Genomic DNA, 21,528 nt, shown 5'->3' with positions numbered 1-21,528 from the left:
GCATCGCCAAGGCTCATGACCGACGACGTACTGCTGACAATCCTGATCGTTCTTCCCTTCGTGGGCAGCCTCCTCGCTGCGACGTTCCGCCCCAACGCGCGTAACTCGGAGGCCTGGCTGGCCGGCGGCGTCGCGCTCGTCTGCCTTTTCCTGCTGATTTCCGCCTATCCCGCGATCGTCGAGCGCGAGGTGCTGCGCAGCGAAGCCGAGTGGATTCCCGCACTCGGTCTCGGGTTTTCGCTCCGCCTCGACGGTTTCGCCTGGATGTTCGCGCTGCTGGTGACGGGCATCGGCTTCCTGGTCGTGCTCTATGCGCGCTACTACATGTCGCCGAACGATCCGGTGCCGCGCTTCTTTTCGTTCCTGCTCGCCTTCATGGGCAGCATGCTCGGAATCGTCATCGCCGGAAACCTGATCATCCTCCTGTTCTTCTGGGAGTTGACCAGCATCTTCTCCTTCCTGCTGATCGGATACTGGAACCACACGGCGGGCGCGCGAGACGGCGCCCGCATGGCCCTCGTCGTCACCGGCTTCGGCGGCGTGGCGCTGCTGGCCGGCGTCGTGCTGATCGGTCAGATCGTCGGCAGCTACGATCTCGACCAGGTGCTGGCCTCGGGCGAAGCCATCCGCTCGCACGTTCTCTACCTGCCGGCCCTCATTCTCATCCTGCTGGGCACGCTGACCAAGAGTGCGCAGTTCCCGTTCCATTTCTGGCTGCCCAATGCCATGGCGGCGCCCACCCCGGTCTCGGCCCTGCTGCACTCGGCGACCATGGTGAAGGCCGGCGTCTTCCTGCTGACGCGTCTGTGGCCGGTGATGGCCGGAACGCCCGAATGGTTCTGGCTGCTGGGGCTCGCGGGCATGGCGGCGCTGGTGCTTGGAGCGTTCTTCGCCATCTTCCAGCACGACCTCAAGGGACTCCTCGCCTATTCGACGATCAGCCATCTCGGCCTGATCACCATGCTGCTGAGCCTCGGCAGTCCGCTGGGCGCCGTCGCCGCCATCTTCCACATGATGAACCACGCGACCTTCAAGGCCTCGCTGTTCATGGCGGCCGGCATCATCGACCACGAGACCGGCACCCGCGACATGCGCAAGCTGGGAGGCCTGTTCCATTACATGCCGGTGACCGCCACCCTGGCCATGGTGGCCAGCGCCGCCATGGCGGGCGTGCCGCTGCTCAACGGGTTCCTGTCGAAGGAGATGTTCTTCGCCGAGGCGATCGAGACCCATGTCCACTCGCTGCTCGACACGTCGCAGCCCTATGTCGCGGTGATCGCCAGCACCTTCGCCGTCACCTACTCGCTGCGCTTCATCCACTCCGTGTTCTTTGGCGCCAAGCCGGCCGACCTGCCGCGGGAGCCGCACGAGCCGCCCTTCTGGATGCGCGTCCCCAGCATGTTCCTCGTGCTGGCCTGCCTCGTGGTCGGCATCTTTCCGGCGGCGACCGTGGGCCCCTACCTGCTCACGGCCGTGCAGTCCGTGCTGGGCACCCGCACGCCGGTCTTCAGCCTGGCCGTCTGGCACGGTTTCAACCTGCCCCTGATCATGAGCGCCGCGGCGCTCGTCGTGGGTGCGCTGCTTTACCTGGCGCTCAAGAACTACCTGCGGCACAGCCCGGAAGGGCCGCCGCTTCTGCGCCACCTGAACGGCCGTCATCTGTTCGAGCGCGGCGTGGTCGTGCTGTCGCTGAAATGGTCGCGGGCGGCCGAGATGTTCGTCAGCACGCGCCGCCTTCAGCCGCAGCTTCGGATCCTGCTGCTGGCGGCTGCCCTCGCGGCTCTGGTGCCGTTGTCCATGGGCAGCCTCGGCCTGCGATGGCCGGCGGGAGGCGACATCGATCCCGCGCTCGCCCTGGTCTGGCTGGCCGGCGCCGCCTGCGCGATCGGTGCCGCCTATCAGGCCAAGTACCATCGGCTGGTTGCCCTCGTCCTGCTGGGCGGGGCGGGCCTCGCCACCTGCATCACCTTCGCCTGGTTCTCCGCCCCCGACCTCGCGCTGACGCAGCTTCTGGTCGAAATCGTGACCACGATCCTGATCCTGCTGGGCTTGCGCTGGCTGCCCAAGCGCTTCGAGGAGATAACGACCGAAGAAAATCCCTGGCGGCGACGGCTGCGGCGGTCGCGCGACCTCGGGATCGCCTTCGTCGTCGGCGCCGGCATGGCGACATTGGCCTATGCGGTGATGGTGCTGCCTTTGCCCGAGACCATCGGCAGCTACTTCCTGGAGCGCGCCTACACCGAGGGCGGCGGCCGCAACGTCGTCAACGTGATCCTCGTCGACTTCCGCGGCTTCGACACGCTGGGCGAGATCACCGTGCTCGCCGTCGTTGCCCTCACCATCTTCGCCCTGCTGCGCCGGTTCCGGCCGGCGCCCGACAATATCGGCTCGCCGCAGCAGCAGCGCCGGCAGAACGCCTTCGACGAGGCCGAGCCCGACCGCAAGGCGGGCGACACGCTGGGCGACTATCTGCTGGTGCCCTCGGTCATCATGAAGTGGCTGTTCCCGGTGATCATCGTGCTGGCGATCTACCTGTTCCTGCGCGGTCACGACCTGCCCGGTGGCGGCTTTGCCGCGGGCATCACGCTCGCGACCGCCTTCATCCTGCAGTACCTGGCCTCCGGTACGACCTGGGTGGAGGACAGGCTTCGCATCCTGCCGGTCAACTGGATCGGGCTGAGCCTCCTGCTGGCTGCCTTGACCGGCATGGGATCATGGCTGTTCGGCTATCCCTTCCTGACCTCGCATTCGCAGTATCTCGATATCCCGCTGATCGGCCGCGTGCCCGCGGCCACCGCGATGTTCTTCGACCTGGGCGTCTTCGGCCTGGTCGTGGGGGCCACGGTGCTGACGCTGATCGCGCTCGCCCACCAGTCGGTCCGCAAACTGCGCGCCGCGCGAACGACGACGGCCCAGGCCGTGCGGGAGGAAGGGTGATGGCCCTGCTCCTCGCGACCTGCATCGGAATCCTGGCCGGCTCCGGCGTCTGGCTGCTCCTGCGACCGCGCACCTATCAGGTCGTGATCGGCCTGTCCCTCTGCGCGCTGGCAGTGAACCTGTTCATCTTCAGCATGGGCCGGCTGCGCTCCGGCGCTCCGCCGGTTCTCGCGTCGACCACGGGCACCCTGGCGACCTATGCCGATCCGGTGCCTCAGGCCCTGGTCCTGACGGCCATCGTGATCGGCTTCGCGACGACCGCGCTGCTGCTCGTGGTGCTGCTGGCGGCCCGCGGGTTCACCGGAACCGACCATGTCGACGGGCAGGAGCGGTGATGGCGGGCTGGGCACATCATCTGATCATCGCTCCCATCCTGCTCCCCCTGGTGGCGGGCGCGCTTCTGGCGGTCTACGACGAGCGGCGACAGTTCCTGAAGGGGCTGATCAACCTCTTCTCCACCCTGGCGAACCTGGCGATCGCCATCACCCTGCTGCAGGCCGCCGATACCGACGCGCCCGGCGTCTACCTGCTGGGCAACTGGCCGGCGCCGTTCGGCATCGTGCTGGTGCTCGATCGCCTGTCGGCCATGCTGGTCCTGCTGACGGCCGTCCTCGCGACCGCGTCGCTGATCTTCTCGATGGCGCGCTGGCACACGGTCGGCCACCATTTCCATACGCTGTTCCAGTTCCTCGTCATGGGCGTGAACGGCGCCTTCCTCACCGGCGACCTGTTCAACCTCTTCGTCTTCTTCGAGGTGATGCTGGCCTCGTCCTACGGCCTGCTGCTGCACGGATCGGGGCCGCGGCGCGTGCAGGCGAGCCTGCACTATGTCGTCATCAATCTGACGGCCGCGTTCTTCTTCCTGGTCGGCGTCGCCCTGATCTACGGCGTTACCGGAACGCTGAACATGGCCGACCTGGCCGCGCGGATTCCCGCGCTGGCCGCCGAGAACCGGGTGCTGCTCGAGGTCGGCGCGGCGATCCTCGCCATGGCCTTCCTGGTGAAGGCGGCAATGTGGCCGCTGGGATTCTGGCTGCTCAGCGCCTATCCGGCGGCGGCCCCGCCCGTCGCCGCAATCTTCGCCATCCTGAGCAAGGTCGGCCTCTACGCCCTGCTGCGCCTGCGGCCCCTGCTGTTCGGCGGCGAGGCCGGCGACGCCGCGGGCTACGGCGGCACGCTCCTGTTCGCGGGCGGCCTGGCGACGATCGCCTTCGGCATCCTGGGTGTGCTCGCCTCGCAAGCCATGACCCGGATCGCGAGCTTCAGCCTCATGATCTCCTCCGGCACGGTGCTGGCGGCCATCGGCCTGTCGGATACCCAGGTCACCGGCGGCGCGCTCTTCTACCTCGCCAGTTCCACCCTCACGATCAGCGCCTTCTTCCTCCTGATCGAGCTGATCGAGCGGGGCCAGAATCCGGGTGCGGACCTGATCGCCGTCACCGCCGAAACCATGGGCGCCGAGCCCGATGCGGAAGATACGGCGACCGAGGGCGGAATAGGTTTCCCCGGCACCCTGGCCATTCTCGGCGCCTGCTTCGTCGCCTGCGCCCTGCTGCTGATCGGCCTGCCGCCGCTTTCCGGGTTCGTCGCCAAGCTGGCCCTGCTGGCGGCGCTCTTCGCGCCGGCCGGCGAGGGGGCGGCGGCCGGGCTCTCGGCCGCCAACTGGGCCTTCATCGTGCTGCTCCTCCTGTCCGGCGTCGCGACCCTGATGACCCTGTCACGCGTCGGCATCCGCGCCTTCTGGGCGCCGGTCGACGCGGTCGCGCCGCGGGTCCTCGCGGTCGAGGTGGCCCCCGTCGTCGCCTTGCTGCTGCTCACCCTCGTTCTCGCCGTGAAGGGCGGACCCGTGATGCGCTACATGGACGAGACCGCGCGCTCCGTGCTCACCCCCTCTTCCTATGTCGAGGATGTGCTGTCGGCGCCGCGCGTCCCGCCGGCCAAGGCGGGCCTGCAATGAGCCGCCTCGTGCCCTATCCGTTGCTCGCCGTCTCGCTCCTGGCGATGTGGCTGCTGCTGAACGGCCTGACGCTCGGACATTTCGTGCTGGGCAGCGTGATCGGCGTCGCGGCCTCCAACGTGACCGCCGCGCTGCAGCCGCCGCGGTCGCGGATCAGGCGCTGGCATCTCATTCCCAAGCTGGTGGCGATCGTCCTGATCGACGTCTGGCGCTCGAACGTGGCCGTCGCGCGGCTGATCCTGTTCCCCGGCCAGCACCGGCGCGTGTCGGGTTTCGTCATCGTGCCGCTCGAACTGCGCGAGCCGGCGGCCCTGGCGGTCCTCGCCTGCATCCTGACCTGCACGCCGGGCACCGCCTGGGTCGAGTACGATTCGACTGCCAACAAACTGTTGATCCACGTCTTCGACCTGGTCGACGAGATGCACTGGATCGACCTGATCAAGAACCGCTACGAACGGCTGCTGCTGGAGATACTGGCATGAGCGCAACGATCCTCTCCTGGTCCCTGCTGGTGGCCCTGGTCCTGCTCGGACTGGCGATGGCCGTTGCCGCCTTCCGCATCATGCGCGGTCCGAGGGCACAGGATCGCATCGTCGCCTTCGACGCCTTCTACGTGAATGCGATGCTCCTCCTGCTGGTCTTCGGCATGCGGACGGGCAGCACGCTGTACTTCGAGGCGGCGCTGGTGATCGCCCTGCTGGGCTTCGTCGCCACCCTGGCCCTCGCCAAGTTCCTGATGCGCGGGGAGATCATCGAATGAGCCACGCCGCCGACCTGCCGCTCTGGGCCGCCCTCCTCGCCTCCTTCTTTGTCCTGCTGGGCGCCGGCCTTACCCTGATCGGCGCCATCGGCCTGGTGCGCCTGAAAACCTTCTACGATCGCATTCACGCTCCCTCCCTGGGCGCCACCTGGGGTGCGGGCGGTATCCTGCTCGCCTCCATCCTCCTCTTCTCGGTCCTGCAGTCGCGTCTGGTGGTGCATGAGGTGCTGATCGCGGTGTTCGTGACCGTGACCACGCCGGTCACGCTGATGCTGCTGGGCCGCGCCGCTCTCTATCGCGATCGCAGCGAGGGCGCGGCCGATCTGCCGCCGCCGCTCCGGACCGACGGCGAGACGAAGTCGGGCGACGCGATCTGAGGCAACCGCCGATTCCCTGGAGGGACGGCGCCTTCCCGGAGCACCTGCGGTCATGCGGGCGCCAGACGAACGAAGGTACCTGCACATACCTTCGCATAATGGATCGCGATCCGGCGATGCCGCACCCTGCCGGGCAACTTCCGGGGCGAGACCGATCTGGTGTTCCGCCTCGAGCCCACCGGGGAGACCACGATGACCGAGGCCGAACGTCGCCGCACAGAAGTCGGCAATCTCGAAGGGAAGGCCACCCCTGCCAGGCGAGTGAGCCGCGTTGGAGTCCCGCCGGACCGCTCAGTCGACTCGCCCGCCGAGGCGATGGAACGCAAGCTGGATGCCGCCCTGGCCGACAGTTTTCCCGGCAGCGATCCAGTGTCGTTCCTGGAGCCCACGCCGAACAAGCCTGCCAACGCGCGCTGATCCCATGCGCCCGATCTTCGCCCTGGCCGCTCTGCTGGCCGCCTTGTCCTCAGGCCAGGCCCGTGCCGGTGACTTTTCAGACGAGTCCGGCATGGGCTGGCAACTCGAGCGCGACGTCGATTCGCCGAGGGCGACGGCCAACGATCACTGCGCTATTCTCTGCTTGACGTAAGCCTCGTTGGCATCGGGCTCGGCATATCCGATGAATTCCCGATAGAAGGAATCGGCATCGGCCTTGAACAGATCGCGCGAGATCGCGAGTGCTATCGCATCGACACCCCAAGGCAGACCATTGATGCCGCTGCTGATGAGCCCGACGCTCGGCACACCGGAGATGTTGAACAGATGCAGATTGCGTAGCGCGCGATCGGCTTCCGGCGTCCGGCCCACCGCCTCCATGGCCGGACCGAGATAGGGATATTTGCCCAGCCGCTGGTCGACATCGTCACCCTCGTCCAGCGCGACCCGGTCCCCCCACAACGTCAGGTGCGGCATCAGCGGCGCCAGGAAGGGCAGGCGTGCGAGATCGATCCGGAAGCCCGTCCCGAGGATCGCGAAATCCGCCTCGACGCTGCGTCGCGGCGTGGCGATCCGGACCGTCCCGTTCTCGGTCGGCGTCATGCCCGTCCAGCCCTCGCCGCAGCAGAGGACGAAGTTGCCATGCGCCCGGCAACGCTCAAGCGTGTCGGCGGGCGGCGGGGTCGGCAGAGACAGGTAATGGCGCATGAAGCGCAGCCTGATGTCGTCGTCGAGCGAGCCGAAGTTACGGAAGAATCCCGACGTTTCGAGGAAGCGCAACGCGTTGACCTGGGGCAGCTCCGGGCGCCGCAGAAAATGCACGACGCTCGCCGCGCCGGCTTCGAGCGCCGTCGCGCTATTGTCGAATGCCGAAGCGCCGGCGCCCAGCACGGCCACCCGTTTGCCGGCGAGTGCCGTGAAGTCGATGGCATCGGCGCTGTGCGCCCATAGCGAGCGCGGGACGCCGTCGGTGAACGCCGGCCGGCGCGGTCCCCCCGAACCGTCCACACCGGTCGCCAGCACGACCTTGCGTGCAAGGACGCTGCGACTGCCCTGAGGGCCCTTGAGCGCGACCCGGAGATGCTCGCCTTCCATCGCAATGGATGTGACCTCGGTCTCGCTCTCGACCGGCAACTTCAGGACGGCGCGGACCCACAGCAGATAGTCCATCCACTCGCCCTTTGGGATCCGCACGAGCTCGCGCCACGCCGCCTCACCCTTGCGTGCCTCGTACCAGGACCGGAACGATGCCGCGGCGATGCGTCCGTCGGGACCGGTCAGTTCCTTGATCGTCCGCAGGGTGATCATGCGGGCCCAGGTGTTCCATGGCCCCTCGCCGCCCGGCGGGCAGCGATCGACCATCAGGATATTCGTGATGTGCTCGCGAAACAGGCCGACGGCGAGCGAGGTCCCGGCCTGTCCGGCTCCGACGATCACGACGTCGAGGATGGGTTCACCGCCGGCACTCCGCGTCACGCGCGGCCAGACCTTGTTGGGATAGGCGAAGAGCTCGAGTTCGCGTGCGATCGCCTGCTCGAGCCTGTGCAGTGCGAGAGCCTCGGCGGCCATGGCTAGCCCCGTTCCGCGCGCGCCTGCAGGCGGCCCATGAAATCCTCGCACTGCGCGATCTGGTCGAGGAGGATCCATTCATCCGGCTTGTGCGCCTGCTCGATCGAGCCGGGACCGCAAACGACGGTGGGAATGCCGGCCTTCTGGAACAGGCCGCCTTCGGTACCGAAGCTGATCTTGCCGGTGCGGTTGGAGCCCGACAGCGCCTTGGCGAGTTCGGTCACGTCAGCCGTCTCCGCCGTGTCCAGCGCCGGCAGTTGCGACTTGAACCGAAAGTCGATGCGCGCCTCGGAGGCCACTGCCTTCATCTCGGGCTCGAGGGTGTCGCGCGCATGGTCCTCGAGCCGCTTCAAGTAGGCCTCCGGATCGTCGCCGGGCACATAGCGGAACTCGAATTCGAAGGCGCATTCCTTGGGAACGATGTTCATCGCCGTGCCTCCCTGGATGGTCCCGGTGTGGATTGTCGTGTAGGGCGGATCGAAATCTCGATCGAAGGGACCGATCTTCATCCTCTCGCGCGCCATGCTGCGCAGCCGATAGACCAGGTCGGCGGCGATCTCGACGGCATTGACGCCCTGATTCGCCAGGGCCGAATGGCACTCGCGGCCATGCACCTCGCAGCGGTAGCGCTTGTTGCCCTTGTGGGCGGTCACGACCTTCATGTCGGTCGGCTCGCCCACGACGCAGAGGCGCGGCGGCGCCGGCAGAACCCCGAGATGGTCGATCAGGCTCGGCACGCCCTTGCAGCCTACCTCCTCGTCATAGGAGAAGGCGAGATGGATGGGCGTGTGCAGGCGCGCGGCAGCGAATTGGGGCACGCGGGCGAGCACCACCGCAATGAACGACTTCATGTCGCTGGTGCCGCGACCGAAGAACCGGTCGTCCTTCTCGACGAGTTCGAACGGACTCGTCGACCATTCCTGACCGTCGATCGGCACGACGTCGGTATGGCCCGACAGCATGTAGCCCGATCGGCCGGCATCGCCGATCGTGGCATAGAGGTTGGCCTTCTTTCCGGTGTCGTCGTGGATCAGGGTGCTTTCGACCCCGTACCCTGAAAGATAGTCCCGCACCCAGGCGATGAGATCGAGATTGGAATTGCGGCTGACCGTGTCGAACGATACGAGCCTGCGCAGGATCTCGACGGTGGATTCGGCTGGACGACGGGACATGAGCACCTAGCGGAAGTCGGCGTGGACCTTGATGACGGCCGGATCGTAACGCCAGTCCTTGACCGGCTCGCCGTTGGCGAACTTGGCCAGCTCGCGCATCCAGATGCGGCGATAGAGGATCACGACCGCGTCGCCGCGACCGAGATTCTCGCGCGGCCGGCCGGCGATCGGTCCCACGCCGGCCTGCGCGATATCATCCTGCAGGAAGATCATGTGGACGCGGCTGGGATCCACGTCCTGCAGGCGCTTGCGGCCGGCGAGGATGTCTTTTGCGAGCGCCTCGCGATCGATGTCGTGGCGCGCGTACATCTCGTTGCGCCGCTTGTGATAGGCCTCGAGCTGTTCCGCGTCGGCCTTGCTCTTCACCACGACGGTGAACTGGGTGTGACGATCGTCGTCGTGCGGTACCCACCAGCCGATGAACTCGCGGTAGGGCACCGCCACGTCATCGGGCACGCCCCGCGTGTGATAGACATTGGGAAAGCCGATCTGATGGATGTTGCGGCGGCCGCTCGGGCGCACCGCATGAGCCTCGACACCCCAGTCGGATTCGACGGGCGACAACTTCGGCCCGTCCGTCATTTCGTCCCACGACACCGCGGCGTCGCGATGGGCGAAGGCGATGTGGCTGAGGTCGCCGGCGTTCTCCATGTTGTTGAAGAAGCCGCAGGCGCGCGTGTAGCTGTCGGTGTGGGTGACCACGTCCTCGCCCTCGAAGGCGGGGTAGCGCGGGAACTCCGGCGGCTCGCCCTCGCCCAGATAGGCGAAGATCAGGCCGAGATACTCGCGCGTCGGATAGGACGGGATCCTGATCTTGTCGCAGAAGGCGTTCTTCTCCGCCGGCTGCTCCACGCACTGGCCCGATGGGTCGAAGCGCCAGCCGTGATAGAAGCAGCGGATCGTGTCGCCCTCGATCCAGCTCGGCACCAGCGACATGTTGCGATGCGGGCAGCGCGGTCCGGTGACCTGCGGCTTGCCGCTCTCGCCGCGATAGACGACGAAGTCCTCGCCCAGGATGCGGATCGGCTTCACGTGCCCGACCTCGAGATCGGCGGCGTGGAACACCGGATGCCAGAAGCGCCGCATGTAGCGGCCGTTCAACGTACCGGGACCGACACGCTCGATATCGGAAAGGGTCACTTGAACGCGCTCGGTCCTGATGCCCGCACCACCTGCAATATTCTGATCAGGCACTTCGTCCTCCATCCAAACAAAGGTTCTGTACGAACTCAAGATTCTGCACGTCGACCTTTGCGAATACGGAAGCAGCAATCAAATATCATTAGTTGGCGGGTCTAATATCCTTTTGGATATTGATCCCGACACTGCAGCGACAGGGCTGACCAACTCCCGGCGCGGTATTGCCCTCGCGGCCGATGACAGCAATCTGGCGCAAGCGTAGTCGGTACCGGCGGTCTCGAGCGCGACCGTCACGCCCGCCGAGGCCAACGATCAGCGGCGAATATCCACCTGCTGGCCGAAAGTCGGGACATTCAGATGAATCGCTGAAAATGCTGACTTTCTTCGACCATGTGTGCCACCTCGATAGCCACGCAGGCAGACGATGTGTGCCTGCTGTAGTTGCATCGGCCATCTGTCTTTGGCTGAAGGTATCGGCCGCGACGTGCTTGATGTGAAGATGAGATACCGATGTCGTTCCACCCCATCGATGTCCAGGTAGGACGCCGCGTCCGCGGGCGGCGTGTCCTGCTGGGGATCAGCGTTGGGGCACCGTAGGAGACCCCGTTAGCCACTTCCGCGCTTCGTGAAGGCTCCGGAATAGCCGGATGGGCCGATCGCCCCCCGTGGCTGCGGCGAAGCGGTCGGCGAATCCGTTACGTGCGGGATCCACGACAAAGGCGACGGGTCCCCGCGCGACGGCTTCCCGCCCGCTCCGCAGCGCCGCCGCCATGCCGTTCACTCGCTCCGGGGTCATGTCCGATGCCGCGCCTGTGACGTCGATGATCTTCGCGTAGCCCGGCACGTTCGCCTCGACGAGCTTCTTGGCGTTTTGGGCGATCTCGTCGGCGCTCACTGCCCCCCGTGCGACGATGACGACGACCCGGTCGAGCGGTACGATGTCCATATAGATCGGCATGGGAGTCCTTCAGGCGGCTTCCGGGATCACGTAAACGCGCGGCCCCCGTGAAGGTTCATGGATTTTATGGCCGAGACGACCGTGGCTTGCCCCCCGCTCCCCCGCCGCGCGTGCCGGCCATGTCGCCGGTCAGTGGTTTCTGCCTTGCATAATCAGAGCCCGATTCATGAGACCCCGGCCGGCACCGCAACATGCCGGTCAATCGAGCTCGCCATTCCGGAGGTCCGTATCAGAAGAAGCTGGCGCGAGCCGGCATGCCCCTCAAGACGGCGCGGGAGCAGAACAAAAAGCCGGCTAAGTGTCCCGCTCGCCCAGAAAGAGTGCCCCGCCGCTCGGAAAACAGCGGCAGAACAATCACTTAGGGCGTGGAAATTCTGGGATGGTACCCCCGGTCGGGCTCGAACCAACACTCCGTGAGGAACCTGATTTTGAGAGGCGTCAGTTAGTCTACCCTATGTCTAGCCGGCAGTACGCCATAACACGATAAGTGCCTGATCTACCTGGCATTTCCACGTCATATCGTGATCCAGTCCTAGCCGGTCGTACGCCACGGTTGGATTTCTGGCTGCACCTATTTTGCACCTGAGATCCGACCTAGTCGGAGGATAGGAATGCCAAGACTCAAACTCACCAAGACCGTTGTGGACGCCGCTCAGCCCAAGAAGGACCCCTACGAACTCCGCGACGCCGCAATACCGGGATTCCTGCTCAAGGTCACGCCGACTGGCCGCAAGGTCTTCATGGTGGCCTATGTCGCGAACAATGGTCAGCGCCGCAAGCCAGCCATCGGCCGCTTTGGCGAGATCACGGTCGAGCAGGCCCGAGACATCGCCCGCGATTGGTTGGCCGATGTCCGCAAAGGCAAGGACCCGAGTGCAGAGAAGAGCGCCGCGCGCCGCGCGCCCATATTGACGGAGCTTTTCGAGCGCTTCATCGCCGACTACTCCGAGCCGCGCAACAAACCCTCTACGGTCGAGGCCAACCGCGGCTACGGCAAACTCTACATCATCCCCCACCTCGGCCAGATCAAGGTTGCCGACGTCACGCGCGCGGACATCTCGAGCCTGATGAAGAAGATGGCGAGAACGCCCACGAATGCCAACCGGGTTCTCTCGGCGGTGCGCAAGATGTTCAACATGGCGGAGGTCTGGGGTATGCGCTCCGACGGATCGAACCCCTGCCGCCATGTTCCAAAATTCCCCGAACGGGGAAAGACCCGACTGATCACCGATGCGGAGTTGAAGCGGCTGTACGCCTATTTGAACAAGGCAGAGACTGAGGGACTTGAACACCCGTTCATCCTCCTCGCCGTCCGGCTACAGTTCGAATTTGCAGCTCGGATGTCCGAGATCCTCAAGCTCGAATGGACCTGGGTCGATCTCTACAATCGCCGTGTTGCATGGCCCGACAGCAAGACCGGCGGAATGTCGAAGCCGATGAGCGCCGAGGCGGTCCGCCTCCTCGAGGCAGCGCCGCGACTGGAAAAGTCACCCTACGTCTGTCCCTCCGTCTTCGATCCCAACCGGCCGATGTCCAAGCATACCTACTACAAGGGCTGGCGACGCATCCTCGGGCGAGCCGGGCTGCCGCACATTGGCACGCACGGCATCCGGCATCGTTCGGCGACGGATATCGCAAACTCCGGCATTCCTGTGAAGGTCGGCATGGCCCTCACGGCGCACAAGACGGTCACTATGTTCATGCGCTACGTCCACACCGAGGATGATCCAGTGCGAGCAGCGGCTGACGCCGTTGCGTCACGACGTCAAGGTCTGATCGGCGGCGCCGTGGCAGCCGCTGCCACGAAGTCAGCTCCCCCGCCAATCATCGCGCCCGAGACCGTCGCAGAATCGACGGCAGAAGCAGACAAGCCGCTCGGCTTTGAAGATGGCAACTACAAATCCCGAACCAAGCTCGGAAACTATCGGCCGTTTCGTCACCGTGGCGGCCCAAACCGGGCTGTTCCCCTTGGTACTAAGCGGACCGCAGATGAGGCGAAAGAGGCCGGTGCACGATCGGTCAGGAGTTAGACTAGCTACGGCATAGCCGCATGGTTCAACGACCAGGTCGCCAGCACTGGCAGGATCTCGGCGTAATGCCAAGCAACCGGACCTACGATGGGAGGACGCCCAGATGGATCTCGTCCAGCATGACGCCCGGCGGCGCCGCGCCCTCGTGGAACCGTTCGCCTAACCGGCGGTAGCCTTGAGTTCGGCTGGTTCCGGTCCGCTCGTAGCGTCTTCGTCCGCAGCCCTACGCGGCAGTCGCCAGCCCTTCACCAGCCCGTAGACCGCCGGAATCACGATCAGCGTAAGGACCGTCGAGGATACCATGCCGCCGATCATCGGCACCGCGATCCGCTGCATCACCTCCGATCCAGCGCCCGCGCTCCACAAGATCGGAACCAAGCCCGCCATGATGGCAACGACCGTCATCATCTTCGGCCGCACACGCTCGACGGCACCGATCATGATCGCCTCATAAAGGTCATCCCCAGTGAAGGCTCGGCATTGTCGGATTCGCTCCGCCTTCACCTCCGCCGTAGCCTGTTCGAGATACATCAGCATCACGACGCCGGTTTCAGCGGCAACGCCCGCAAGCGCGATAAAGCCGACCGCTACTGCCACGGACATGTTGAAGCCGAGCCACCACATCAGCCAGATTCCGCCGACCAAAGCGAAGGGCAGCGACAGCATGACGATGAGTGTTTCAGTGAGTGCTCGAAAATTGAGATAGAGCAGCAGGAAGATAACGAGCAACGTCACCGGCACGACAATCTTCAGTCGCGCCTCGGCGCGCTGCAGGTATTCGAACTGACCGCTCCACGAGACATAAGTGCCGGACGGCAGCTTTACTTCCTTCGCAACTGCTTGCTGCGCCTCGGCGACATAGCCGCCGAGGTCGCGGCCGGTGATATCAACGAAGACATAAACAGCGAGTCTTCCGTTCTCAGTGCGGATCGAGGTCGCGCCACGTGTGAGTTCCACCTTGGCGACCTCGCCGAGCGGCACCGTGCCGCCGCCGGGCAACGGCACCTGCACATCGTGAGCGATTGCCTGCGGATCGCTCCGGAAGTCGCGCGGATAGCGAATCGCGACGCTGTAGCGCTCACGACCTTCAACCGTGGTCGTCACGGTCTCTGCGCCCAGAGCGCTCACGATTACCCTTTGAACGTCGTCAATGGCCAAATTATAGCGGCCAAGCACGTCCCGATCCGGCACGATGTCGAGATAGTAACCGCCGATCACCCGCTCCGCGTAGGCGCTCGACGTCCCTGCTACGGACCGCAGCACCCGCTCGATCTCGCGGGCAGTCTGTTCCATCTGCGCCAGATCCTGGCCGAACACCTTGACGCCGACCGGCGTTCGAATGCCGGTCGCGAGCATATCGATGCGAGCGCGGATCGGCATAGTCCAGGCGTTTGAGACGCCAGGGAATTGCAGCGCCTGGTCCATCTCCGCCTTTAGGCTGTCGATCGTAACCTGCGGCCGCCATTCGCTCTTCGGCTTCAGATTGATGATGGTCTCGAACATCTCGATCGGCGCCGGATCGGTCGCGGTAAGCGCGCGCCCCGCTTTGCCGTAAACCGAGGCGACCTCCGGAAAGCTCTTGATGATCCTATCCTGCATTTGCAGGAGTTCGGCCGCCTTGGTGACGGAAATGCCCGGCAACGTTGTCGGCATATACATCAGCGTACCCTCATCGAGGCTCGGCATGAACTCGGAGCCGAGCTGCCGCGCCGGCCAGACAGTGACGCCCAGCACGACGAGGGCGATGAGAATGGTCAGGGTCTTTACCCTGAGAACTCCCCGGATTATCGGCCTATAAGTCCAGATCAGGAAGCGGTTGATCGGGTTCCGGTGCTCGGGAACGATCCGCCCGCGCACAAAGACGATCATCAAGGCCGGCACCAGCGTCACCGAAAGGAGTGCCGACGCCGCCATGGCAAACGTCTTGGTGAAGGCAAGCGGACCGAACATCCGTCCTTCCTGCGATTCCAGCGTGAAGATGGGCAGGAAAGAGACCGTGATGACCAGCAAGCTGAAGAACAATGCGGGCCCGACCTCGCTCGCCGCCTCGATCAGGGTCTCAACACGCGGCTTGTCCGGCGGAGCGCGCTCCAAATGCTTGTGAGCGTTCTCGATCATCACGATCGCGGCGTCGATCATAGCACCAATGGCGATGGCGATGCCGCCGAGACTCATGATGTTGGACCCGAGTCCGATGACTTTCATCGCCGCGAACGCCATCAGGATGCCGACTGGCAGCATCAAGATGGCGACCAGCGCGCTGCGCACATGTAGCAGGAACACGACGCAGACCAAGGCAACGATTATGCTCTCCTCGATCAGCGTGCCCATAAGCGTTTCGATCGCCCGGTCGATCAGCTCGGATCGGTCGTAGACCGGCACAATCTCGACGCCCTTGGGCAGGCTCGACCCGATCTCCATGAGCCGCGCCTTGACGTTCTCGATCACGCTCAGCGCGTTAGCACCGAAGCGCTGCAGCACAATGCCGCTTGCCACCTCGCCCTCACCATTCAGCTCGGTGATGCCGCGCCGCTCGTCCGGTCCAACCTCGACACGGGCAACATCCTTCACCCGCAGGGGTACGCCCCGGTCGGTCTTCAGCACCACATTCTCGATGTCGGCAACGCCGCGAAGATAGCCGCGGCCGCGTATCATAAACTCAAATTCGGAGAGTTCGACAGTGCGTCCACCGACGTCGGCATTGCTCCCCTTGACGGCCTCGCGCACTCTATCGAGCGAAATGCCTAGCGCTCGCAACCGATTCGGATCAACCACGATCGAATATTGCTTCACGAAGCCGCCGACGCTGGCGACCTCGGCGACGCCCTCTGCATTGGACGCACCGAAGCGAACCACCCAATCCTGCAGCGAGCGGAGTTCGGCGAGTGTCATCTCCTTGGCGACAACGGCATACTGGTAGACCCAGCCCACGCCGGTAGCATCCGGTCCAAGGGTCGGCGTCACGCCAAGTGGCAGGCGCTGCGAGGCCGCATTGAGGTATTCCAGCACACGGCTTCTCGCCCAATAGGGATCGGTGCCGTCCTCGAAGATCACATAGACGAAGGAGACGCCGAAGAAGGAGAAGCCGCGCACCACCTTTGATTTCGGCACCGTCAGCATGGACGTCGTGAGGGGATAGGTGACCTGGTCCTCCACGACCTGCGGCGCTTGACCAGGATAGTCGGTAAAGACGATCACCTGCACGTCAGAGAGATCGGGAATGGCGTCGAGCGGTAGCGTCTTCAGAGCATAGGCACCGGCCGCGACAGCGAAGATCGTACCGACGAAGACGAGCACGAGATTGCGGGCGGACCATCCTATGAGACGGGCGATCATGGCTGCGCCTCCGGTGTTGCCAGGCTGCGCAGCGCGGCCTTCAGATTGCTCTCAGCGTCGATCAAGAAGTTCGCCGCAACGACGACACGGTCGCCCGCGGCAATCCCTTCACGGATTTCGGTGAAACCGCCGCCGCGGAGTCCGACTTTGACCACACGCGGTTCAAATTTGCCTTCCCCCCGGTCAAGGACCACTACCTGCCGAGTGCCGGTGTCGATGACGGCGTCGTCTGGAACGGCGACAACCGGCGTCACGCCGCCGGTGCCGATCTCCACATCGGCATACATGTTGGGAAGCAGCACGCCGCCGGGGTTCGAGATCTCGACGCGTACCCTTGTGGCCCGCGTCGCCTCGCCCACTTGCGGATAGATCAGCGACACGTGCCCTTCGAAGCTGCGCCCAGGCAGGCTTCGCACCTGAATCGTCGCCGGAGCGCCAAGTCGGACGACACCGAGGTCGAACTCCGGCACATCCGCAAGAACCCAGATGCTCGAGATGTCGGCAATACGGAAAAGCACCTCCCCGGGCGCCGCTTTCATGCCGTCAACGACGTTGCGCTCGAGCACAATGCCATCGCGTGGTGCGTGCCAAGTCACCGATAGTGGGACCTTGCGCGTCCGCTCGATCTCGCCAATCACCCGAGATGATAGCCCTAGGTTTTCGAGGCGCTGGCGGGCACCGCCGACGGTGCCGTCGCGGCCGCCGATACTGAGGTCGGTGAGAAACTGAGCGCCCGCTGCGGCTATGTCAGGTGAATAGAGGCGAAGGAGCACCTGACCTTTTGTCACCTGGTCGCCTGTCGTCACGTTCGCCACCTCGTTGACGAAGGCGTCGCTCCGCGTTGCGACCACCGAGATGCGACGCTCGTCGAGCTGAACCGTTCCCGGCACCCGCACTCGCCGGCCGACGGTGCGCCGCTCTACAACCTCCGACCGGACGCCGGTGCGCTGCAGCCTGCCGGGCGACACCTTTACGACCGAGCCGCCGTCGTCCTCTCCCTCGTAGACGGGGATATAGTCCATCCCCATGGAATCCTTTTTCGGCTTAGGCGAGGTGTCGGGCAGGCCCATTGGGTTGCGGTAGTAAAGGATGCGCCGCGCGCTTGCCGGGACGGTCGCCTCAGCGCTGGCCGGCGGTTTGACCTCGAAACTCACGTCCTCGCTGGCACGAACAGCACGGAAAGCCCGGCCGTCGTTAGTCTGATGCGGAGTCGCCGAATAGAAGGGTTTGCCGTCGGGATCCCGATAATAAATTACCATGTCGGTGCCGTCCGACAAAGCAGCTGCAGGCCTAGGCTCGAAACCGAACCATGCGCGGACGCCAGGCGCCGGAAGACCCCGGACACCTGCCCAATTGCCTCCGATCCCCGCCGCTGCAACGGCGGCCAAGGCGAGGCCTGTGAGGACGATCCGTTTCATGGCACTGCCCTCAGGATCAGCTTATTCTGAAGCGTGCCAGTCTCACCTTGAATCTTGGCCCCTAGGGAGAGCTGCCAGCCGCCCTCCATCGTCAGATTAGTTGTGAAGCGGTAGATGCCGGGTTCGGTCGACGGCAGGGCCTCGATCGAAGTGGTCATGGTCGGCATACCGTCTGGCGCCATATCGATCCGCATGGCGAAGATGACCGCGTCTGGAACTGGCCCGCCCGTGCGCTTGTCGACGAGCCGGACAGAGACCATCGCACCATCGCCTTGCTTCAGATTCGGCTGAACGAGACGAAACTCATAGTCGGCAATGTCGGCGCGCACCGTCGAGACAGCCGACACGGAGAGTGCGGCCGTGAGCGCCGCCATCGCGGCGCGCTTGATATGAAAGGTCGTCATGGTTTGGAAATCTCAAAACATTGGAGCACCGTGCGCACAGCCCGGCGTTGCATGGCCTATGGCCACACGCTCTTAACCGCCCGAGCCTCGCTGGAGCGGCGCGAGCCGGCGTACAAACGCCGGCGATTTACTAGGTTCGCGGAGGTCGGGCAGGAGGCTCTGGCCCGAGCGCGTCGCCCGCGACGTCGCCGCCAGGGCGGATAACCTCACTCTGCTTCCAATGAATGTAAGCCATGCCCGAAAACAGCGGCGTGATTGAGAAGCACTTCGCCATACACGTTGTCGTCAATGTGCAGGTCTTTTGGCAGTCCGGAACGGCAGGTTTCTCAGTCGGGCAGCACGGCATGCCGTCCGGCATCTCGGAAATTGTCGACGCATCCGCCATCATCGGCACGCTCATCGTGGTGACGAACGGGCCGCCAATAAGCCCCACGATCGCAAGGATCGGAAGCACCGTGCGGAGCCACACGCCGACTTTCATGAGCTTCACAATGCCATAGGAGGAACTCTATGGGAAGTCGCGCACTGGAGGCGGTTGCCACAAGCTTCCAGCGTCGGAATTATTGCCGAACGGTCAACCTATTCGATGTTTCAAGAGGATTCGCACGCCGATCAGAAAGTGAGCCATGCTTGCGGCTTTTTCCGCGATTGACACATCCTTGCCACCGAAAGACTCATATCACTTACGGCAATGCCATTTTGTTGCTGATCGTCGCCATCGGACGGGGATTGCAGGCTCGCGGGAAGGTCGCGCTGCTGCAGCAGGGGCTGTTTCTCGGAGCGCTCGGCGAGAAGCATTTATGATTCAGTCGCTCTGCCTCGCCATCCCTGGGAGTTGGCGCCCTCACGTCTCGACTTAATTCCAAGTACGGAATCCTTTGCCTTTTGCGCCGCCGCATAGGTATCGTGCCTGACTGTTTGGCAGCAATTCGTGATCTATCGATGAGCCGGGAGCCGCGGGGCGCTTTCCGGGGGAGGCTGGCGCTCCAGTTGAGAAATCAGTTCCTTCATCTCGGCAATTTCCTTCACCTGTGTCTGTAAAATGCTGTCAGCCAGCGCCCGTACGCGTGGATTCCGGATATGGGCGCGCTCGCTGGTCATCACCGCAATCGAATGATGAGGAATCATGGCCTTCATGTAGGCAACGTCGTCAACCGTCTCCTGGCTGCGCACCAGCCACAAGGCGCCCGAGAACGCAATGGCCGCGCAAACCACGATCACGGCATTGGCCGCCCCGCCCTTGTACATGCTCCACATGAAGCCGAGCATCAGCACGGCCATCGTCGCGCCCATCACGACAGCCATCCAGGCCCGCGTCTGACTGAAGAAGACGTGGTCGATCGCGTAGGTGTTGAGATACATCAACACGAACATCACGAGAGTCGACACGACAATCATTGCCGCAAAGCGCGCATAGGACATTTGACGACCCCTTTTCGATCCTTGTCGATCAAGGGGAACAACGGGGGCACCCGGAGGTTGCATCGCCAACCTCGACAATAGCAAGCAAAGATGAACGCCTGCCGACGAGGGCTAGCCATCGCGGACGCGTAGGCTGCTGCCCGGCAACGTGCGTTTCTGCACGGAATTGCACTGCGATCACGGTTGACGAACCCATCGCCTCGCCGTCAGGGCGTATTTTGACGGGCATCCTGGAAGACGTAAGGGATGGAAGCGCCTGGCGCGTATTCACGGAGGAATGGAGGGAGCTATGGATACCCAATTCGATTTGACCTTGAGGCGATTGTCGCAAGGCCTGACCCACCCACGTCTTGCGGATATCGAGTCGACTGTTTTGCAGCGTATTGCCGATGCCAGGGCAGGCCGTGCTGGCCAATGGCGGCTCGATGCACTCGCTTTTCTCGGTGCGCTGCTCATCGGGCTTGGCGGCGCGGTAGCGATGGCCGCGCCGACCGCGGTCGCGGCGACTGTCGCCTCGTTGGGCGGCATCTCGCACCTAGCGCCTTCCTCTCTGCTGGAACGCGGCCGTTGAACGCAACACTGCGAACAGTTGTGATCGCGTTTCTCGCGGCACTGATGGGTGTATTCGTGGGGCGAGTCGTGCTCGACCATCGCCCGACGCCGAAATCGGATGTCCATGCATTCATGCATGAGTATCTCGACCTCGACGCCGATCAGAAGTCCCGACTGGAGGCCCTCGAAAGACAGTTCGCGGTGCGCCGAACGGCGATTGAACTCGAACTGCGCTCATACAACGCGCTCCTGGCGGAAGCGATCGAGGCCGAACATGGTGCCGGCCCGAGGGTCAATGCCGCCGTCGACCGGTCTCACCAGGCAATGGGTCGCTTGCAGAAGGAAACGCTCGCGCATGTCTTTGCAATGCGCGAGCTGCTGCGACCGGACCAAGCGAAGAGATTTGACCAGGCGGTGGTGAAAGCCCTCACTGAAGACAGTCGTGAGCATTGACCTCCAGGAACTTTCCGACAGCGAGTTGGTAGCGCTCAGCATCGCCGGGCGGGATCGCGCGTTCGGGGAAATCGTGCGCCGACATCGCGACGTGCTCTATCGCATCGCCTTCGCGAGCCTCGGGGATGCGGACGACGCCCTCGACTGCGTTCAGGATGTATTCGTGTCGGCTCATGGGGCGTTGAGACGGTTCGACGAGCGCCGCGCGTTGCGGCCCTGGCTAGTCGCTATTGTCCTTAATCGATGCCGCGATCTCGCACGTAGGCGCCGGGTCCGGAGTTTTCTGGGTTTTGCATTGCCGCTGGGCGCGACGGCCGACACCGTTGCGGAGGATAATCCCCGGCAGGATGACGCATCTGTCGACCGACAGGAGCTACTCCGCACGGTGCGGGCAATTTCGCAGCTACCTGCAGCGCTGCGCGAACCGCTGGTACTGCACACGATGGAAGGCATGAGCCAGGCCGAAGCTGCCCGAACTCTCGGGGTGAGCGAAAAGGCCATCGAAAACCGGCTGCGGCGCGCCCGCCAGCAGCTACGCAAGCAACTCGACCTCCAGCGCCGATAGACGAGATAGAACGAGGGCTGGTCGTCCAATCTGCGTATTTACC

At 64.2% G+C, this 21,528-nt stretch carries 21 protein-coding genes; 12 read left to right on the top strand and 9 right to left on the bottom strand.

Going from position 1 to position 21,528, the window contains the following annotated elements; translation table 11 throughout:
- The first annotated feature begins 15 nt into the window (after positions 1–15).
- From ACO07K_RS03410 to ACO07K_RS03380, 7 genes are all read left to right on the top strand, one after another.
- Positions 16–2,937: a monovalent cation/H+ antiporter subunit A gene (locus tag ACO07K_RS03410; protein WP_422034482.1), complete on the top strand. Its 2,922-nt coding sequence runs from the start codon at positions 16–18 to the stop codon at positions 2,935–2,937.
- Positions 2,937–3,272 (top strand): Na+/H+ antiporter subunit C, encoded by a 336-nt coding sequence (locus ACO07K_RS03405; RefSeq protein WP_422034481.1) that lies wholly within the window; start codon positions 2,937–2,939, stop codon positions 3,270–3,272. Before ACO07K_RS03410 ends, ACO07K_RS03405 begins: the two co-directional genes overlap by 1 nt.
- Entirely contained in the window at positions 3,272–4,894 is a 1,623-nt protein-coding gene (locus tag ACO07K_RS03400; protein WP_422034480.1) for a monovalent cation/H+ antiporter subunit D, read from the top strand. The genes ACO07K_RS03405 and ACO07K_RS03400 overlap by 1 nt, the downstream gene beginning before the upstream one ends.
- Positions 4,891–5,376: a Na+/H+ antiporter subunit E gene (locus tag ACO07K_RS03395; protein WP_422034479.1), complete on the top strand. Its 486-nt coding sequence runs from the start codon at positions 4,891–4,893 to the stop codon at positions 5,374–5,376. Before ACO07K_RS03400 ends, ACO07K_RS03395 begins: the two co-directional genes overlap by 4 nt.
- Positions 5,373–5,654 carry a K+/H+ antiporter subunit F gene (locus ACO07K_RS03390; protein WP_422016611.1) on the top strand — a complete coding sequence of 94 codons (282 nt, stop codon included), beginning with the start codon at positions 5,373–5,375 and terminating at the stop codon, positions 5,652–5,654. Before ACO07K_RS03395 ends, ACO07K_RS03390 begins: the two co-directional genes overlap by 4 nt.
- Positions 5,651–6,031, top strand: a complete 381-nt coding sequence (gene mnhG / locus ACO07K_RS03385) for a monovalent cation/H(+) antiporter subunit G (RefSeq protein ID WP_422034478.1) — start codon at positions 5,651–5,653, stop codon at positions 6,029–6,031. Before ACO07K_RS03390 ends, mnhG begins: the two co-directional genes overlap by 4 nt.
- Before the next feature lie 192 nt (positions 6,032–6,223).
- Positions 6,224–6,448 (top strand): hypothetical protein, encoded by a 225-nt coding sequence (locus tag ACO07K_RS03380; protein WP_422034477.1) that lies wholly within the window; start codon positions 6,224–6,226, stop codon positions 6,446–6,448.
- A gap of 144 nt (positions 6,449–6,592) precedes the next feature.
- On the opposite strand, the gene ACO07K_RS03375 is transcribed toward ACO07K_RS03380, so the two are convergent.
- From ACO07K_RS03375 to ACO07K_RS03360, 4 genes are all read right to left on the bottom strand, one after another.
- On the bottom strand, positions 6,593–8,035 hold the full coding sequence (locus ACO07K_RS03375; protein WP_422034476.1) for an FAD/NAD(P)-binding protein: 1,443 nt from the start codon (positions 8,033–8,035) through the stop codon (positions 6,593–6,595).
- Between the two features lie 2 nt (positions 8,036–8,037).
- Entirely contained in the window at positions 8,038–9,207 is a 1,170-nt protein-coding gene (gene argE / locus ACO07K_RS03370) for an acetylornithine deacetylase (RefSeq protein WP_422034475.1), read from the bottom strand.
- A 6-nt stretch (positions 9,208–9,213) separates the two neighbouring features.
- A complete protein-coding gene (locus tag ACO07K_RS03365; protein WP_422034474.1) occupies positions 9,214–10,401 on the bottom strand; it encodes a Rieske 2Fe-2S domain-containing protein in 1,188 nt (395 codons plus the stop codon).
- A 523-nt stretch (positions 10,402–10,924) separates the two neighbouring features.
- Positions 10,925–11,305, bottom strand: a complete 381-nt coding sequence (locus ACO07K_RS03360) for a hypothetical protein (protein ID WP_422034473.1) — start codon at positions 11,303–11,305, stop codon at positions 10,925–10,927.
- Positions 11,306–11,916: 611 nt separating this feature from the next.
- Between ACO07K_RS03360 and ACO07K_RS03355 the strand changes: the two genes are divergently transcribed.
- The gene (locus tag ACO07K_RS03355) at positions 11,917–13,335 is read left to right on the top strand and encodes a tyrosine-type recombinase/integrase (protein WP_298317780.1); all 1,419 of its coding nucleotides are present in this window, start codon (positions 11,917–11,919) and stop codon (positions 13,333–13,335) included.
- A 159-nt stretch (positions 13,336–13,494) separates the two neighbouring features.
- Here the strand turns inward: ACO07K_RS03355 and ACO07K_RS03350 are convergent, their stop codons facing one another.
- Genes ACO07K_RS03350 through ACO07K_RS03340 form a run of 3 tightly spaced genes read right to left on the bottom strand, consistent with a single transcriptional unit; the run spans position 13,495 to position 18,493 of the window.
- The gene (locus ACO07K_RS03350; RefSeq protein WP_422034471.1) at positions 13,495–16,671 is read right to left on the bottom strand and encodes an efflux RND transporter permease subunit; all 3,177 of its coding nucleotides are present in this window, start codon (positions 16,669–16,671) and stop codon (positions 13,495–13,497) included.
- Positions 16,668–18,089: an efflux RND transporter periplasmic adaptor subunit gene (locus ACO07K_RS03345; RefSeq protein ID WP_422034470.1), complete on the bottom strand. Its 1,422-nt coding sequence runs from the start codon at positions 18,087–18,089 to the stop codon at positions 16,668–16,670. The genes ACO07K_RS03350 and ACO07K_RS03345 overlap by 4 nt, the downstream gene beginning before the upstream one ends.
- Complete coding sequence (locus ACO07K_RS03340) at positions 18,086–18,493, bottom strand: FixH family protein (protein WP_422034469.1); 408 nt, start codon at positions 18,491–18,493, stop codon at positions 18,086–18,088. Before ACO07K_RS03340 ends, ACO07K_RS03345 begins: the two co-directional genes overlap by 4 nt.
- 233 nt (positions 18,494–18,726) lie before the next feature.
- Between ACO07K_RS03340 and ACO07K_RS03335 the strand changes: the two genes are divergently transcribed.
- Positions 18,727–18,993, top strand: coding sequence for a hypothetical protein (locus tag ACO07K_RS03335; RefSeq protein WP_422034468.1), 267 nt, complete (start codon positions 18,727–18,729; stop codon positions 18,991–18,993).
- 112 nt (positions 18,994–19,105) lie between these two features.
- Here ACO07K_RS03335 and ACO07K_RS03330 read toward each other — a convergent pair whose 3' ends face one another.
- Entirely contained in the window at positions 19,106–19,291 is a 186-nt protein-coding gene (locus ACO07K_RS03330; RefSeq protein ID WP_298306122.1) for a hypothetical protein, read from the bottom strand.
- A gap of 138 nt (positions 19,292–19,429) precedes the next feature.
- A complete protein-coding gene (locus tag ACO07K_RS03325; protein WP_298306120.1) occupies positions 19,430–19,915 on the bottom strand; it encodes a DUF305 domain-containing protein in 486 nt (161 codons plus the stop codon).
- 289 nt (positions 19,916–20,204) lie between these two features.
- Here ACO07K_RS03325 and ACO07K_RS03320 point away from each other — a divergent pair, with 289 nt between their 5' ends.
- From ACO07K_RS03320 to ACO07K_RS03310, 3 genes are read left to right on the top strand one after another with little or no spacing between them, the layout of a single operon-like run.
- Positions 20,205–20,486 (top strand): hypothetical protein, encoded by a 282-nt coding sequence (locus ACO07K_RS03320; protein ID WP_298306117.1) that lies wholly within the window; start codon positions 20,205–20,207, stop codon positions 20,484–20,486.
- Positions 20,483–20,920 carry a periplasmic heavy metal sensor gene (locus ACO07K_RS03315; RefSeq protein ID WP_298306115.1) on the top strand — a complete coding sequence of 146 codons (438 nt, stop codon included), beginning with the start codon at positions 20,483–20,485 and terminating at the stop codon, positions 20,918–20,920. Before ACO07K_RS03320 ends, ACO07K_RS03315 begins: the two co-directional genes overlap by 4 nt.
- Positions 20,910–21,485, top strand: a complete 576-nt coding sequence (locus tag ACO07K_RS03310) for an RNA polymerase sigma factor (protein ID WP_298306112.1) — start codon at positions 20,910–20,912, stop codon at positions 21,483–21,485. The genes ACO07K_RS03315 and ACO07K_RS03310 overlap by 11 nt, the downstream gene beginning before the upstream one ends.
- The last annotated feature ends 43 nt before the right edge of the window (positions 21,486–21,528 follow it).

This window comes from Reyranella sp., assembly GCF_965228225.1.
GTDB lineage: Bacteria > Pseudomonadota > Alphaproteobacteria > Reyranellales > Reyranellaceae > Reyranella.
The sequence above is the reverse complement of the archived record's forward strand: the minus strand, read 5'-3'. Positions and strand labels throughout refer to the sequence as shown.